Here is a 15,458-nt window from a genome sequence, read left to right as displayed (position 1 = left end):
ACGGGTCAGCCCTTCAGCGAATCGACTTCGGCCACGTTGATCGTGTGGCGGGTACGGAACAGCGTCACCAGGATCGCGAGGCCGATGGCGGCCTCGGCCGCGGCCACGGTCAGGATGAAGAACACGAACAGCTGGCCGGCGGCGTCGCCGAGTTCGCGCGAGAACGCCACGAAGTTGATGTTGACCGACAGCAGCATCAGCTCGATCGACATCAGCAGCACGATGACGTTCTTGCGGTTGAGGAAGATGCCGGCCAGGCTGATGCAGAACAGCACCGCGCCGAGCGCCAGCAGGTGACCCAGGGTGATCATGGCTGGCCCTCCTGCGGTGCCGGAGCCGGGGTGTGCAGCGTGGGCTTTTCGGCGTCCATCTTGACGATGCGCAAGCGGTCGCCGGCCTTGACCCGGGCCTGGTCGCCGGGATTCTGGGTCTTGATGCCGGTGCGCTTGCGCAGAGTCAGCATCACCGCCGCCACCACGGCCACGGTCAGGATGATCGCGGCGAACTCGAACGGCAGCAGGAACTGGGTGAACAGGGTCTTGGCCAGCCAGGTGATGTTGGAGGTGTCGGCGGCCTGCGCGGCGGCGTTGTCGGCCGGGAACGGGGTGGCGGTCCGCGCCTTGACCCCGATCAGGGTGACCATCTGCACCAGCATCGCCACCGCCACCACCAGCCCGACCGGCAGGTAGCGCACCCAGCCCTGGCGCAGCCGCGCGGTATCGATGTCGAGCATCATCACCACGAACAGGAACAGCACCATCACCGCGCCGACGTAGACCAGCACCAGGGTCACGCCGAGGAACTCGGCGCCCACCAGCAGCCACACGCAGGCGATGGAGAAGAAGGTCAGGATCAGGCACAGCACCGCATACACGGAGTTGCGCACGCTGATCACCGCGCCGGCGGAGACCGCGGCGATGGTGGCGAAGATCCAGAAAGCGATATTTACCCAATCCATGTCGGGACCTCAGCGGAAGGCGGCGTCGGCGGCGCGGCGCTCGGCGATCTCGGCCTCGAGCCGGTCTCCGATCGCCAGCAGCTGCGGCTTGGTGACGATGTTCTCGCCGCGGTTCTCGAAGTGGTACTCGAGCACGTGGGTTTCCACGATCGAGTCCACCGGACAGCTTTCCTCGCAGAAACCGCAGTAGATGCACTTGAACAGGTCGATGTCGTAGCGCGTGGTGCGGCGGGTGCCGTCCTCGCGCTTGGCCGAATCGATGGTGATCGCCAGCGCCGGGCACACCGCCTCGCACAGCTTGCAGGCGATGCAGCGTTCCTCGCCGTTGGGATAGCGGCGCAGCGCGTGCAGGCCGCGGAAGCGCACCGACTGCGGGAACTTCTCCATCGGGTACAGCACGGTGTACTTGGGACGGAACGTGTACTTCAGGGTCAGCCACAGGCCGCCGAGCAGCTCCAGCAGCAGCAGGCTCTTGAAGTAATGGGTGACTTTATTCATCGCTTACACGCCCTTGTGGATCACGCCGTAGAACACCATCAATGCCGTCACCGCGATCCACACGATCGTCAGCGGGATGAACACCTTCCAGCCCAGGCGCATGATCTGGTCGTAGCGGTAGCGCGGGAAGCTGGCGCGGAACCAGATGTAGGCGCTGGCGAAGAACAACACCTTCATCAGCAGCCACGGCCAGCCGCCGGTCCAGATCCAGTTGAGCCACGGCGACACGTCGGCAGTGACCCAGCCCTGGATCGGGCTCAGCCAGCCGCCCAGGAAGAAGATCGAGACCAGGAAGCTGACCAGGATCATGTTGGCGTATTCGGCCAGGAAGAACAGCGCGAACGCGCCGCCCGAGTATTCCACCATGTGCCCGGCGACGATTTCCGACTCGCCCTCGACCACGTCGAACGGCGCGCGGTTGGTCTCGGCCACGCCGGACACCCAGTACACGATGAACAGCGGGAACAGCGGCACCAGGAACCAGTCGAAGAAGCCGGAGTTGCCGGCCTGCGCGGCCACGATCGTGCTCAGGTTGAGGCTGCCGGCGGCGATCATGACCCCGACCAGGGCGAAGCCCATCGCGATCTCGTAGCTGACCACCTGCGCGGCCGAGCGCATCGCGCCCAGGAACGCGTACTTGGAATTGGAGGCCCAGCCGGCCAGGATGATGCCGTACACGCCCAGCGAGGTCATCGCCAGCAGGTACAGCAGGCCGGCGTTGGCGTTGGACAGCACCAGCTTGGCGTCGAACGGCACCACCGCCCAGGCCGCGAACGCCGGCGCCAGGGTGATCAGCGGCGCGATCACGAACATCGCCTTGTGCGAACTGCTGGGCTGGATGATTTCCTTGAACAGCAGCTTGAACACGTCGGCGAAGGCCTGGAAGATGCCCATGCCCACGTACATCGGCCCGTGGCGCACGTGCATCCAGCCGATCAGCTTGCGCTCCCAGACCACGTAGAACGCCACCGAGATGATCACCGGCATGGTGATCAGCAGGATCTTCAGCACGATCCACAGGACCACGCCGATCGCGCCCAGGCCGACGAACCACTGGTGCAGCGGATCGACCACGTTCAACAGCATCTCGTTCATGCAGCCACCACCGTTACCCGGCCGGCACCGATCGGCGCCGTCGCACCATGGCCGGATTCGATCCAGGCCACCCCTGCCGCGACACGCGGATCCAGCACCACCGGCAGCGTCGCGTTGCCGACGGCGTTGCCGACCTTGACCACCTGCCCGGCGGCCACGCCCAGTTGCGCGGCATGTTCGGGATGCAGGCGGATCGCCGGCGCGTCGTTGAGCGGATGCGACTGCAGCGCGGTCGCGCGGCGCACCACCGCATCGGTGCGGTAGATCGCCGGCGTCGCCGCCACTTCGATGCCGTCGCCGGCCGCGGCGGCCTGCGCCGAACCGCGCAGGCTCACGCTGCGCGGCTGCACGCCGGCGCGCAGGCCGGCCAGGTCGGTGAAGTCGAAGCCGGCCAGCTGCAATTCGCCGCCGAGCGCACGCAGCACCCGCCAGCCTTCGCGCGCCTGGTCCGGCAGCTTGCCGGCGGCACGCGCGAGCTGCTCGACGCCGTCCAGGTTGGTCAGCGTCGCGTCGATCTCCGGCAGCGCGCCGATCGGCAGGATCACATCGGCGACGTCGCGGGTGGAGGCGCAGGCGAAGTGGCTGAACGCCACCACCTTGGCCGCCCCCAGTGCGGCGCGCGCGGCGCCGGCGTCGGCGAAGTCCAGGCCCGGCTCGATGCCGTACAGCAGGTAGGCGCTGCGCGGCTCGGCGAACATGCCGGCCACGTCGCGCGCGCTCGGCAACACGCCCAGCCGGGTCAGGCCGAGCGCATTGGCGCCCTGCGGCACACGGCACAGCGCCGCGCCGGTGGCGGCGGCGAAGTCGCGCGCGGCGGCGCGCAGCACGGCGGCCTGCGGGTGGTTCTCGACCAGCGCGCCGACGATCAGCACCGCACGCCCGGCCGCGCCCTGCACCGCTTCGCGCAGCGCCGCATCGGCGAGCGCGGCGGCGAAGCCGGACGGAGCCACGATCTGCTTGCCCGCCTGGTCGAAGGCGAAATCGAAATCGACCGGATTGATCGAGTACACGCGCGCCTGGCGCTGCATCCGCGCCTTGCGGATGCGGGCGTGCAGCAGCGGCAGCTCATGCCGCAGGTTGCTGCCCAGCACCACGATCACGTCGGCCTGCTCGATCTGCGCCAGCGGCACCGCGAACGGCTCGGCCACGGCGGCGTCGGAGAAATCGCGGTTGCCGATGCGGTGATCCAGGTTGCCGCTGCCCAGCCCGTCGGCCAGGCGCGCCAGCAGGGCGCCTTCCTCGTTGGAGGTGGCCGGGTGCGCGAGCACGCCCAGCGCGTCGCCGCGGTGGTCGCCGAGGATCTGCGCGGCGGCGGCCAGGCCGTCGGCCCAGGACACTTCCTGCCACTGGCCATCGATCTTGCGCAACGGCCGGGTGGCGCGGTCGGCGGCATACAGGCCCTGGTGCGAATAGCGGTCGCGGTCGGACAGCCAGCACTCGTTGACCGCCTCGTTGTCGCGCGGCACGGTGCGCAGCACTTCGCCGCGGCGCACGTGCAGGAACAGGTTGGACCCCATCGCGTCGTGGTAGCCGAGCGATTCGCGCGCGGTCAGTTCCCACGGCCGCGCGCGGAACTGGAACACCTTGTTGGTCAGCGCGCCGACCGGGCACACGTCGATGACGTTGCCCGACAGCTCGGTGGTCAGCGGCTTGCCGTCATAGGTGCCGATCTGCAGGTTCTCGCCGCGGTACATGCCGCCCAGCTCGTAGGTGCCGGCGATGTCCGCGGTGAAGCGCACGCAGCGCGTGCACTGGATGCAGCGGGTCATCTCGGTGACGACCAGCGGACCGATGTCCTCGTCCGCCACCACGCGCTTGCGCTCGTTGAAGCGGCTGACCGAGCGGCCGTAGCCGAGCGAGACGTCCTGCAGTTCGCACTCGCCGCCCTGGTCGCAGATCGGGCAGTCCAGCGGGTGGTTGATCAGCAGGAATTCCATCACGCTGCGCTGGTACTTCAGTGCCTTCTCGCTGCGCGTGGTGACCTTCATGCCGTCCATCACCGGCGTCGCGCAGGCGGGCGACGGCTTCGGCGACTTCTCCACGTCGACCAGGCACATGCGGCAGTTGGCCGCGATCGGCAGCTTCTCGTGGTAGCAGAAGCGCGGGATCGGGATCCCGGCCTTGTCGGCGGCCTGGATGATCATCGAGCCTTTCGGCACGACCAGGGACTGGCCGTCGATCTCGACGGTCACGTGTCCCTCCGGCACCACGGCCGGGGTCACGCCAGGATTGTTGGGTTGCGCGCTCATGCGGCGGCTGCCTCCACCTTCTTGCCGTCAACCATCGAATGACCGTTGACGATGTAGTACTCGAATTCGTCCCAGAACTGGCGCAGGAAGCCCTGGATGGGCCACGCCGCCGCTTCGCCGAACGCGCAGATGGTGTGGCCCTCGATCTGGCCGGCCACCGTCTTCAACTGGTGCAGGTCTTCCATCGTGGCCTTGCCGGCGACGATGCGCTCGAGCACGCGGTGCATCCAGCCGGTGCCTTCGCGGCACGGGGTGCACTGGCCGCAGGATTCCTTGTGGAAGAACTGCGAGATGCGGCAGGCGAACTTGACGCAGCACACGCTGTCGTCGAGCACCACGATGGCGCCCGAGCCCAGGCCGGTGCCCAGCGCACGCAGGGTGTCGTAGTCCATCTGCAGGCCCTTGAGCTGCTCGGCCTTGAGCACCGGCATCGACACGCCGCCCGGGACCGCGCCCTTCAGCGTGCGGCCCGGCTTGAGGCCGCCGGCCATCTCCAGCAGCTCGTCGAAGGTGGTGCCCAGCGGCACCTCGAAGTTGCCGCCCTTGCGCACGCAGCCGGACACCGAGAAGATCTTCGGCCCGCCGTTCTTGGTCTTGCTCAGGCCCAGGAACCATTCCGGGCCGTTGCGGATGATCGCTGGCACGGAGGCGTAGGTCTCGGTGTTGTTGATCGTCGAGGGCTTGCCGTACAGGCCGAAATTGGCCGGGAACGGCGGCTTGTAGCGCGGCTGGCCCTTCTTGCCTTCCAGCGATTCCATCAGCGCGGTCTCTTCGCCGCAGATGTAGGCGCCGGCGCCCAGCGCGCCGTAGATGTCGATGTCCACGCCGCTGCCGAGCACGTTCTTGCCCAGCCAGCCGTTGCTGTAGGCATCGGCCAGGGCCTGCTCGAAGTGCTCGAACGGCTCGTGGTGGAACTCGCCGCGCAGGTAGTTGTAGCCCACCGTGCTGCCGGTGGCGTAGCAGGCGATGGCCATGCCCTCCACCACCGAATGCGGGTTGTAGCGCAGGATGTCGCGGTCCTTGCAGGTGCCCGGCTCGGACTCGTCCGAGTTGCACAGGATGTACTTCTGCGGCGCGCCCTTGGGCATGAACGACCACTTCAGGCCGGTCGGGAAACCGGCGCCGCCGCGGCCGCGCAGGTTCGACTGCTTGACCATCTCGATGACCTGCTCCGGCGCGATCTTCTCTTCGAGGATCTTGCGCAGCGCGGCGTAGCCACCGGTCTTGAGGTAGCTCTCGTACGACCACGGGGTGTCGTAGTGCAGCGTGGTGTACACCACCTGGTGCGGCAGCGGCGCGGGGCCGACCGGGCCGGTGGGAGCGTGGGGATGCTGTGCCATTGCCGTTACTCCAACCCGTCCAGCAGCGCGTCGACCTTGTCCTTGGTCAGGTGCTCGTGATAGTGGCCGTTGATCACCATCATCGGCGCGCCGGCGCAGCCGGCCAGGCATTCCTCTTCGCGCTTGAGGTAGACGCGGCCGTCGGCGGTGGACTGGCCGAGCTTGCAGCCGAGCTTCTTCTCCGCATGCGCGACCAGGTCCTCGGCGCCGTTGAGCCAGCAGCTGATGTTGGTGCAGAAGGCGACGTTGTTGCGGCCGACCTTCTCGGTCTCGAACATCGAGTAGAAGCTGGCGACCTCGTAGGCCCACACCGGCGGCAGCTCCAGGTACTTGGCCACGCCGGCGATCAGCTCGTCGGTCAGCCAGCCCTGGTTCTGCTCCTGCGCGGCGTGCAGGCCCTGCAGCACCGCCGAACGCTTGCGGTCCGGCGGGAACTTGGCCAGCCAGTGATCGATGTGCGCGCGCGTCTTGTCGCTCAGCACCAGCATCGGATCGACGTCGCGTGCCGCTTCGAAATTACCTGTCGCCTTCATCGGTCGACCTCACCAAACACCAGATCATAGGTACCAATCATCGCCACCACGTCGGCCAGCATGTGCCCGCGCACGATCGCGTCCATCGAGGACAGATGGGCGAAGCCGGGCGCGCGCAGGTGCACGCGGAACGGCTTGTTGGCGCCGTCGGAGGCCAGGTAGCAGCCGAACTCGCCCTTCGGCGCCTCGACCGCGCAGTAGGTCTCGCCGGCCGGCACGCAATAGCCTTCGCTGAACAGCTTGAAGTGATGGATCAAGGCTTCCATGTCGTCCTTCATCTCCGCGCGCCTGGGCGGGGCGACCTTGAAGTTCTCGACCATCACCGGGCCAGGGTTGGCCTTCAGCCACTTCACGCACTGCTGGATGATGCGGTTGGATTGGCGCATCTCGGCCACGCGCACCAGGTAGCGGTCGTAGCAGTCGCCGTTGCTGCCGACCGGGATGTCGAAATCGACCGCGTCGTACTTGGCGTAGGGCTGCTTCTTGCGCAGGTCCCACGCGATGCCCGAGCCGCGCAGCATCGCGCCGGTCATGCCCCAGGCATGGGCCTGCTCGGGGGGGATCACGCCGATGCCGACGGTGCGCTGCTTCCAGATGCGGTTGTCGGTGAGCAGGGTCTCGTACTCGTCGACCCGGCCCGGGAAGGTGCTGGTGAAGTCTTCCAGGAAGTCGAGCAGCGAGCCTTCGCGCGCGGCGTTGAGCCGCTTCAGCGCATTGCCCTTGTGCCAGCGCGATTCCTTGTACTTGGGCATGCGCTCCGGCAGGTCGCGGTAGACGCCGCCGGGCCGGTAGTAGGTCGCGTGCATGCGCGCGCCGGAGACCGCCTCGTAGCAGTCCATCAGCTCCTCGCGCTCGCGGAAGGCGTACAGCATCACCGCCATCGCGCCCAGGTCCAGGCCGTTGGAGCCGACCCACATCAGGTGGTTGAGGATGCGGGTGATCTCGTCGAACATGGTGCGGATGTACTGCGCGCGCTCCGGCGCCTCGATCCCCATCAGGGTCTCGATCGCGCGCACGTAGGCGTGCTCGTTGCACATCATCGACACGTAGTCGAGGCGGTCCATGTAGCCGATCGACTGGTTGAACGGCTTGGACTCGGCCAGCTTCTCGGTGCCGCGGTGCAGCAGGCCGATGTGCGGATCGGCGCGGACCACGGTCTCGCCGTCCATTTCCAGGATCAGGCGCAGCACGCCATGCGCGGCCGGATGCTGCGGGCCGAAGTTCATGGTGTAGTTGCGGATCTCCTGCCTGGCTTCGGCGGGGTTGCTGGCGAAGGCGTCATGCGCCTGCTGGTACTCGCTCACTTGGCGGGTTCCTTCTGTGCTTCGCCGGCGGCGGTCTGGTAGCGCGCGTCGTCGCGAATGACCCGCGGCACGCCCACCCGCGGCTCCACCGAGGTCACCGGCTCGTAGACCACGCGCTGCTTCTCTTCGTCGTAGCGCACTTCGACGTTGCCGATCAGCGGGAAATCCTTGCGGAACGGATGGCCGACGAAGCCATAGTCGGTGAGGATGCGGCGCAGGTCCGGATGGCCGGCGAAGACCACGCCGAACAGGTCGAACGCCTCGCGCTCGAACCAGTTCGCGCCCGGCCAGATGTCGGTGACCGAGGCCACCACCGGCAGGTCTTCGTTCGGCGCGTAGCAACGCACGCGCAGGCGCTGGTTGTGGCGGTAGGAGATCAGTTGCGCGAGCACCGCATAGCGCTGCAGCGGCGCCGGCAACGGCTGGATCTCGCCGGCGGCCTCGCCGCTGGGGAACTCGCCCCAGGCGAAGCGGCCCATGCCCTTGCCTTCGACGCCGCGGCTGAAGCCCTGCGACGACACGTCGGCGGTATCCCACTCGTCGCTGCCGTAACCCAGGTAGTCCACGCCGCACAGATCGGACAATTGCTCGAAACCGAACTCGTCGCGCAATGCCAGGCAGGTGGCGTGCCAGGCGTCGGCCGGCACTTCCAGGGTGACTTCGCCACGCGGAAGGGCCACGAACGTCTGGCTGCCGGGGAAACGGGCGCCGAGTCGGTCGCTGAAAAAAGATGCTTGCTCTGCCATGGGGGCTTGGCGTGCTCTTTGAGAAGAAAGAGGGATCAGCGCGCGATGGTCTGGGTTCGCCAGATCTTCTTCTGCAGCTGCAAGATGCCGTAGACCAGCGCTTCGGCGGTCGGCGGGCAGCCCGGGACATAGATGTCCACCGGCACGATGCGGTCGCAGCCGCGCACCACCGAGTACGAATAATGGTAGTAGCCGCCGCCGTTGGCGCAGCTGCCCATCGAGATGACCCACTTCGGGTCGGGCATCTGGTCGTAGACCTTGCGCAGCGCCGGCGCCATCTTGTTGACCAGGGTGCCGGCGACGATCATCACGTCGGACTGGCGCGGCGAGGGGCGGAACACCACGCCGTAGCGGTCCAGGTCCAGGCGCGCGGCGCCGGCGTGCATCATCTCCACCGCGCAGCAGGCCAGGCCGAAGGTCATCGGCCACATCGAGCCGGTGCGCGCCCAGTTCAGCAGCGCATCGACGCTGGTGGTCACGTAGCCCTTGTCGAGCAGCGGGTTCTCGCCTTCGGGGCGCAGGATGTCGTCGACCCGCCCTTCCGGGATCGGGTTGGTCATCAGGCGATCCAGGGTCTGAATCACTCCCATTCCAGCGCTCCCTTCTTCCACACGTAGATGAAACCGAGGAACAGCATGCCGACGAACAGGCCCATGGTGACCAGGGAGCGGGCGCCCAGGTCCATGAACACCTGCGTCCACGGCACGATGAAGATGATTTCCAGATCGAAGACGATGAACTGGATCGCGATCAGGTAGTAGCGCACGTCGAACTTCATGCGCGCGTCCTCGAAGGCTTCGAAGCCGCACTCGTAGGGCGAGAGCTTCTTCAAATCCGGACGCCGGGGACCAAGGAACCGTCCCACCGACATCAGCGCGACGCCGATGCCGGTGGCCACGATCAGAAACAGCAGGGTCGGCAGATATTCGGCCAGCACTCGCAATTCTCTCTTGACCTGTGCCCGCGCAGGCGCCGCGCAGGCATGGGATAGACGATATTCCGGGCAGGGACGGGACGTTCCTGCCCAGAAACCGTAGCCATACAATGGTGCCCAAGAGGGGACTCGAACCCCTACGACCTAAGTCGCTACCACCTCAAGGTAGTGCGTCTACCAATTCCGCCACCTGGGCTCGCGTGTCGCACGGCATCCCGCCGCGCAACGTATTGTAGCCGTCTTCAGTCTTTCTGCGACGGGGCAGGCGACTTTTGTTGTGCATTTTCCGGCGCCTGCTGCGCGGGCGGCGGCGCAGCGGCGGGCGCGGCCGCGGCCGGCGCCTGCGGGATCTGCAACTCGCCGGCGGGGGCGGCCGGCGCAGGCGCCGCGGCCTGCGACATCACGCCCAGGTTGGCATCGGCGGGGCGCGCGCTGTGACCGGCGTACCAGGCCATGAACAGGCTGATGGCGAAGAACACCACCGCCAGCCACTTGGTCGACTTGGACAGGAAGTTGGACGCGCCGCGCGATCCGAACACGGTGCCGGAGGCGCCCGCGCCGAAGCCCGAGCCCGCCGCCGCGCCGGAACCGCGCTGCATCAGGATCAGCGCGATCATCGCGATCGCCACCAACACGTAGACCACATTGAGGATGACCATCAGCATTTCGAAATCCGTCCGGACAGTACGACTTGGGTAGCGAGCGGCCGCCAGCGCGACGACCGTTCGGTCAACGGGCGGCCGCCGCGCACGCGATGGCCAGGAATTCCTCGGCGACCAGCGAGGCGCCGCCGACCAGCCCTCCATCGACATCCGGCTGCGCGAACAGCTCCGCGGCGTTGTCGGGCTTGACGCTGCCCCCGTACAGCAGCGGCAGCGAATCGGCGATTCTAGCATCGTGGGCGGCGACTTCGCCACGGATGAAGGCGTGCGCCGCCTGCGCCTGGGCAGGGCTGGCGGTGCGTCCGGTACCGATCGCCCACACCGGCTCATAGGCCAGCACGGCGTTGGCGAAGCCCTGCGCGCCGACCAGCGCCAGCACCGGCGCCAGCTGCGCGGCGATGACCGATTCAGTCTGACCGGCCTCGCGCTGTTGCAGGGTCTCGCCCACGCACAGGATCGGGAGCAGCCCGGCATGCAGCGCCGCGGCGAACTTGCGCGCGACCAGCTCACTGCTCTCGTGGTGATACTGGCGCCGCTCCGAATGCCCGACCAGGCCGTAGTCGGCGCCGACGTCGACCAACATCGCCGCCGACACCTCGCCGGTGTAGGCGCCCTTCTCGTTGCTGCTGACGTCCTGCGCGCCGAAATGCAGCGCACAGCCCTCGAAATCCTCGATCAGGTCGCCCAGGTACGGCAGCGGCGGCAGGATCACCACCTCCACCCCGCTGTCCGGCAAGCCCCTGCAGACTTCGTCGACGAGGGCGGTGGCGAACTGGCGATTGCCGTGCAGCTTCCAGTTTCCGGCTACGATCCTGCGGCGCATCGGCGCGTTCTCCGGCGAAAAGTGCCAAAAGGATAGCCGATGCGCGGTGCCGCCCGGCACCGCCGCCGCGCCCGCCCCCGTCCTGCCCCGCCTGCCGCCATCCCTGCGAGACCGCCATGCCCCAGTCCCCCGGCCATGCCCTGATCACCGGCGCTTCCAGCGGCATCGGCCGCGAGATCGCCCGCGAATACGCGCGCCGCGGCGTGCCGCTGATCCTCAGCGCGCGCCGCCAGGCGCTGCTGCAGGCGCTGGCCGAGGAGTTGCGCGCGCAGGTGCCGGTACAGATCCTGGTCGCCGACCTGGCCGACCCGGCGGCGCCGGCCGCACTGGTCGCCGAGTTGGAACGGCGCGGCCTGGCGGTGCGGATCCTGGTCAACAACGCTGGTTATGGCGTGCCGGGGCGCTTTCCCGCCAGCGACTGGGCGGTGCACGCCGCGTTCCTGCAGGTGATGGTCGGCGCGGTCTGCGAGCTGACCTGGCGCCTGCTGCCGGCGCTGCGCGCCAGCGGCCAGGGCCGCATCCTCAACGTGGCATCGTTCGCCGCGCTGGTGCCCGGCGCGGACGGACAGACCCTGTACGCGGCGGCGAAGAGCTTCATGCTGCGCTTCAGCGAATCGCTGGCGCTGGAGAACGCCGACCGCGGAGTGAAGGTCTGCGCGCTGTGCCCGGGCTTCACCTGGTCTGCGTTCCACGACGTGACCGGCACCCGCGAACAGATGAACAAGCTGCCGCGCTGGGCGTGGCTGCAGGCCGACGCGGTGGCGCGCGCCGGCATCGACGGCGCCGAGCACGGCCGCGTGCGGGTGGTGCCGGGCCTGTTCTACCACACGCTGCTGGGCCTGGTCGCGCTGCTGCCGGAGTCGGTGTTAAGGACCTTGATGGGCCGCAACAGCAAACGACTGCGGCCGCTGGACTGAGGCTACGGCTTCCACCCAGGCGGATCAGGCTCGACGTCTGGTGAAGGCGACAACATCTGGACCAGGTCCGGAAGCGACAATTCGTCGTGATAACAGGTATCGGGGATGACCGCGACCGCCAAGACAACATCCTGCGCCCCGCCCTTCCCGCTTGCGGTCTGCGCTAACAATCGTTCGACATAGTCGAGAAAATCCGCAGTATTGAGCCCGACCGTCGGCGACGTAGTCAACAGGCTGGAAAAGAACTGCTCCGAAAGCATCGTCGGCGGCGAAGGTTGCAACGAACAGACCTTCGTCCGATAGACCCAGAAACCGAGGTCGCGGGCATGGTTCTCGGAAAAGTGATGCGCCCGTTCGTGCATGCCCGCCGCAACCGGATCCGCGCGCAACCAGCGGCAGACCGAAGGCACGAGCGGCTTGTCGCGCTCGGCTGCAGCGCCTGCAGCGCTGTCCTTGAACTCGATCAATACCCAGTACCCACCTTGCTGGGCGATGAGGTCGGCCAGCAGCCTGCGATCGTTGCCATTGGTCGGTATCGACCGCGCCGCCATTCTGCGCCGCGCCGCCGCGGCCGACAACGCTTCGGCAAACATAACAAGAAAACCGGTCTCTTGCTGGCTCATCGAAGCTTGATCTCGCGCAACCGCTCCTCTAGATACCCCTGCGCAGTGATCGGCTCGGGATAGCGGCTGGGGTTGTCGGCGCTGACGCACGAGGGCAGCACGTCGATCAGGAAGTCCGGGTTCGGGTGCAGGAAGAACGGCACCGAGTAGCGCGGCTGGCGCGCCTGCTCGCCGGGCGGGTTGACCACGCGGTGCGTGGTCGAGGGATACACGTGGTTGGTCAGGCGCTGCAGCATGTCGCCGATGTTGACCACGATGGTGTCGGCGTCGGAGGTGAACGGCACCCACTCGCCCTGCTTGGACTTCACTTCCAGGCCGGCGGCGCTGGCGCCGACCAGCAGCGTGATCAGGTTGATGTCCTCGTGCGCGCCGGCGCGCACATTGGGCAGTGGCTCGCCAGAAGCGGCGTCGGCGGTGATCGGCGGGTAATGGATCGGGCGCAGGATCGCGTTGCCCGAATCGGTCTTGTCGGCGAAGTAGTGCTCGGGCAAGCCGATGTGCAGCGCCAGCGCCGCCAGCACGCGCGCGCCGAGCCGGTCCAGCGCCTGGTACAGGCCGTAGCCGTGCGCGCGGAAGCCGGGCACTTCGCTCGGCCACAGGTTCGGCGGCATCAGCGTGCGGTACCTGGAATCGTCCGCGATCTCGCGGCCGATGTGCCAGAACTCCTTCAGGTCGAAATGCTTGGAGCCCTTGGCGGTCTCCACGCCGAACGCGGTGTAGCCGCGCGCGCCGCCGCTGCCGGGCAGGTGGTACTTGCGCTTGGTTTCATCGGGCAGCGCGAAGAACGCCTTGAACACGTCGTAGGCGGCATCGATCTGCGCCTGCGCGATGCCGTGGTTGCGGATGCCGGCGAAGCCCCACTCGCGATAGGCCGCGCCCAGCTCGGCGACGAACGCGTCGCGGTCGCGGTCGAAGCGGGTGATGTCCAGGGTCGGAATTCGGCTCACGGGGCAAAGCTCCTGACGATGGTCGGCGCGGACCGCCGGAGCATTCCGGACGGCCGTCCGGCCATCTTGGCAGACCCGGTCGACTTCATGCCACAGCAAGACATACCCGCTAGAATCGCCGCCGCCTGACGCACTTGTACCAGGCGCACAACCCGGTCACGTCCCCCGCCAACGCCCCCTGTCGGCGGTGTCGTCGTGTTCCTGATCCGCACGGCACGTTCGCGCACCGCCGGCAGGAAGCGGCCGCCGCGCGCCTGTGCCCTGTGCCGGGCTTGCAAACGCGGCCGCACCGACACGCGTCTCAATCCTCCCGACCGAGCGGCCGCACCTGCCAGCACAGATGAACAAACCACTGAAGATATTACATACAGAGGCTGCAATGGAGATGGGCGGCCAGGAAATCTACATCTACCGGCACATGCACTGCATGCGCGCGTGCGGGCACCAGGTCCAGCTGCTGTGCCAGCCGGGCTCGCGTCTGGCGCCGCTGGCCCGCGCGGCCGGCTTCGAGGTCACCACCCTGCGCATGGGCGGGCCGTGGCGCCTGCTCACCGGCATCTGGAAGGTCTACCGGCTGGCGCGCCGACAACACTTCGACGTGGTCAACACCACCAGCCGCCGCGACACCCTGATCGCCGCGAGTGCGGCGCGTCTGGCCGGGGTCCCGCTGGTGGTGCGCTCCCGCCACCTGATGAGCGCGGTGAACTCGTTGCTCACCTACACCGTCCTGCCGCACCGCGTCATCACCGTCAGCCGCTTCGTCGGCACCCTGCTCGCCCACTATGGCGTGCCGGCCGTGCGCATCGGCGTAGTGCCGCCGGTCGCCCCGCCACCGCCCTGGCTGCAACACGATGCCGACCGCCTTGCGCACCTGCAGCAGGTCCGGCACGAAGTCCGCGCCGAACTGAGCTTGGACACCGACGCCATCGTGGTGGGCTGCGTGGCGGTGCTGCGCGCGCCCAAGGGCCACGCCGCCTTGTTCGAGGCGATCGCCCCGCTCTGTCGCGCCGACCCGCGCCTGCACCTGGTGGTGGTGGGCGACGGCGAACCGATGATGGGCCGACTGCGCGCGCTACGCGCGCGCCTGGGCCTGGACGCGCAGGTGCACCTGCTCGGCTACCGCGACGACGCCTGCCGGCTGATGAGCGGCTTCGACGTGTTCGCGCTGGCGACCGAGCGCGAGGCCGCCGGCACGGTATTCGTCGAGGCGGCGCAGGCGGGCCTGCCGGTGGTGGCCACGCGGGTCGGCGGCGTGCCGGAGATGGTGCTGGATGGCATCAACGCGGTGCTGGTGCCGCCGGGCGATGTGCCCGCGCTGCGCGATGCGCTGCGCGCGCTGGTCGATCATCCCGAGCGGCGCGCGGCGCTGGGCCAGGCGAGCTGGCAGTGGATGCAGGGCGCACATGCCTTCACCGAAACCAGCCAGGCGACCCGGACCGAGCATTACTACTACCAATGGTTGAAGGAAATGAGGAAATAGACCATGGCCCGCGCACATCGCGTCCCCGTTCCGACTTCGAGAGCCAGATCACGTGGCTGGCGCGGACCGGCTGGACCTCGCTGACGCTGGCGCAGTACGCCGACTTCCTGGCGGACAGGCCGGTGCCCAGAAAATCGATCCTGATCCTGAGATTTCCCCACATTTCTTCCCAGCGGATCAATCGCTCGCTGCATGAGCGCGTGGAAGAAGGTGCGCGCATGGCGCAATCTTCAAGGTGACCAAGCCAAAAAAGGTCGACGCCCATGCGCGCCAGCGAAGTATTGCAGAAGTGCCTGCACACCTCACTGTCCAGCATGCATGCATTGCGCGAACGCGCGTTGCTGCGTGC

The 15,458-nt window shown here is 67.7% G+C and carries 18 protein-coding genes and 1 tRNA gene; 3 read left to right on the top strand and 16 right to left on the bottom strand.

Going from position 1 to position 15,458, the window contains the following annotated elements:
- Nucleotides 1–5: 5 nt before the first annotated feature.
- From nuoK to tpiA, 14 genes are all read right to left on the bottom strand, one after another.
- On the bottom strand, nt 6–311 hold the full coding sequence (gene nuoK, locus G4Q83_RS02215; protein WP_128420382.1) for an NADH-quinone oxidoreductase subunit NuoK: 306 nt from the start codon (nt 309–311) through the stop codon (nt 6–8).
- Nucleotides 308–958, bottom strand: a complete 651-nt coding sequence (locus tag G4Q83_RS02210; protein WP_128420381.1) for an NADH-quinone oxidoreductase subunit J — start codon at nt 956–958, stop codon at nt 308–310. The genes nuoK and G4Q83_RS02210 overlap by 4 nt, the downstream gene beginning before the upstream one ends.
- A 9-nt stretch (nt 959–967) precedes the next feature.
- Nucleotides 968–1,456, bottom strand: a complete 489-nt coding sequence (gene nuoI, locus G4Q83_RS02205) for an NADH-quinone oxidoreductase subunit NuoI (protein WP_003467418.1) — start codon at nt 1,454–1,456, stop codon at nt 968–970.
- 3 nt (nt 1,457–1,459) lie between these two features.
- Entirely contained in the window at nt 1,460–2,551 is a 1,092-nt protein-coding gene (gene nuoH / locus G4Q83_RS02200) for an NADH-quinone oxidoreductase subunit NuoH (RefSeq protein ID WP_128420380.1), read from the bottom strand.
- Nucleotides 2,548–4,800 (bottom strand): NADH-quinone oxidoreductase subunit NuoG, encoded by a 2,253-nt coding sequence (gene nuoG / locus G4Q83_RS02195; protein WP_128420379.1) that lies wholly within the window; start codon nt 4,798–4,800, stop codon nt 2,548–2,550. Before nuoG ends, nuoH begins: the two co-directional genes overlap by 4 nt.
- Nucleotides 4,797–6,140 carry an NADH-quinone oxidoreductase subunit NuoF gene (nuoF, locus tag G4Q83_RS02190; protein WP_128420378.1) on the bottom strand — a complete coding sequence of 448 codons (1,344 nt, stop codon included), beginning with the start codon at nt 6,138–6,140 and terminating at the stop codon, nt 4,797–4,799. Before nuoF ends, nuoG begins: the two co-directional genes overlap by 4 nt.
- Nucleotides 6,141–6,145: 5 nt before the next feature.
- Nucleotides 6,146–6,673 (bottom strand): NADH-quinone oxidoreductase subunit NuoE, encoded by a 528-nt coding sequence (gene nuoE / locus G4Q83_RS02185; protein ID WP_128420377.1) that lies wholly within the window; start codon nt 6,671–6,673, stop codon nt 6,146–6,148.
- A complete protein-coding gene (locus G4Q83_RS02180) occupies nt 6,670–7,977 on the bottom strand; it encodes an NADH-quinone oxidoreductase subunit D (protein ID WP_128420376.1) in 1,308 nt (435 codons plus the stop codon). The genes nuoE and G4Q83_RS02180 overlap by 4 nt, the downstream gene beginning before the upstream one ends.
- Nucleotides 7,974–8,723, bottom strand: coding sequence for an NADH-quinone oxidoreductase subunit C (locus G4Q83_RS02175; RefSeq protein WP_128420375.1), 750 nt, complete (start codon nt 8,721–8,723; stop codon nt 7,974–7,976). Before G4Q83_RS02175 ends, G4Q83_RS02180 begins: the two co-directional genes overlap by 4 nt.
- 35 nt (nt 8,724–8,758) lie before the next feature.
- A complete protein-coding gene (locus G4Q83_RS02170; protein ID WP_064539336.1) occupies nt 8,759–9,313 on the bottom strand; it encodes a NuoB/complex I 20 kDa subunit family protein in 555 nt (184 codons plus the stop codon).
- Nucleotides 9,304–9,660, bottom strand: a complete 357-nt coding sequence (locus tag G4Q83_RS02165) for an NADH-quinone oxidoreductase subunit A (RefSeq protein ID WP_128420374.1) — start codon at nt 9,658–9,660, stop codon at nt 9,304–9,306. The genes G4Q83_RS02170 and G4Q83_RS02165 overlap by 10 nt, the downstream gene beginning before the upstream one ends.
- 108 nt (nt 9,661–9,768) lie before the next feature.
- A tRNA-Leu gene (locus G4Q83_RS02160) sits at nt 9,769–9,853 on the bottom strand.
- Between the two features lie 46 nt (nt 9,854–9,899).
- Nucleotides 9,900–10,322: a preprotein translocase subunit SecG gene (secG, locus tag G4Q83_RS02155; protein ID WP_128420373.1), complete on the bottom strand. Its 423-nt coding sequence runs from the start codon at nt 10,320–10,322 to the stop codon at nt 9,900–9,902.
- Nucleotides 10,323–10,386: 64 nt separating this feature from the next.
- On the bottom strand, nt 10,387–11,142 hold the full coding sequence (tpiA, locus tag G4Q83_RS02150) for a triose-phosphate isomerase (protein WP_128420372.1): 756 nt from the start codon (nt 11,140–11,142) through the stop codon (nt 10,387–10,389).
- 116 nt (nt 11,143–11,258) lie between these two features.
- On the opposite strand from tpiA, the gene G4Q83_RS02145 reads away from it, so the two are divergent.
- Nucleotides 11,259–12,059, top strand: coding sequence for an SDR family NAD(P)-dependent oxidoreductase (locus G4Q83_RS02145; RefSeq protein ID WP_128420371.1), 801 nt, complete (start codon nt 11,259–11,261; stop codon nt 12,057–12,059).
- 2 nt (nt 12,060–12,061) lie between these two features.
- Here the strand turns inward: G4Q83_RS02145 and G4Q83_RS02140 are convergent, their stop codons facing one another.
- The gene (locus tag G4Q83_RS02140) at nt 12,062–12,682 is read right to left on the bottom strand and encodes a hypothetical protein (RefSeq protein WP_128420370.1); all 621 of its coding nucleotides are present in this window, start codon (nt 12,680–12,682) and stop codon (nt 12,062–12,064) included.
- Nucleotides 12,679–13,629, bottom strand: coding sequence for an isopenicillin N synthase family dioxygenase (locus G4Q83_RS02135; protein ID WP_128420369.1), 951 nt, complete (start codon nt 13,627–13,629; stop codon nt 12,679–12,681). Before G4Q83_RS02135 ends, G4Q83_RS02140 begins: the two co-directional genes overlap by 4 nt.
- 340 nt (nt 13,630–13,969) lie before the next feature.
- Between G4Q83_RS02135 and G4Q83_RS02130 the strand changes: the two genes are divergently transcribed.
- Together G4Q83_RS02130 and G4Q83_RS02125 are read left to right on the top strand one after the other, a co-directional pair.
- The gene (locus G4Q83_RS02130) at nt 13,970–15,109 is read left to right on the top strand and encodes a glycosyltransferase family 4 protein (RefSeq protein WP_128420368.1); all 1,140 of its coding nucleotides are present in this window, start codon (nt 13,970–13,972) and stop codon (nt 15,107–15,109) included.
- Nucleotides 15,085–15,348 (top strand): hypothetical protein, encoded by a 264-nt coding sequence (locus G4Q83_RS02125; protein ID WP_158255019.1) that lies wholly within the window; start codon nt 15,085–15,087, stop codon nt 15,346–15,348. Before G4Q83_RS02130 ends, G4Q83_RS02125 begins: the two co-directional genes overlap by 25 nt.
- Nucleotides 15,349–15,458: the final 110 nt, after the last annotated feature.

Source organism: Xanthomonas theicola (assembly GCF_014236795.1).
Taxonomy (GTDB): Bacteria; Pseudomonadota; Gammaproteobacteria; order Xanthomonadales; family Xanthomonadaceae; genus Xanthomonas_A; species Xanthomonas_A theicola.
This window is presented reverse-complemented; position numbering and strand designations above follow the sequence as displayed.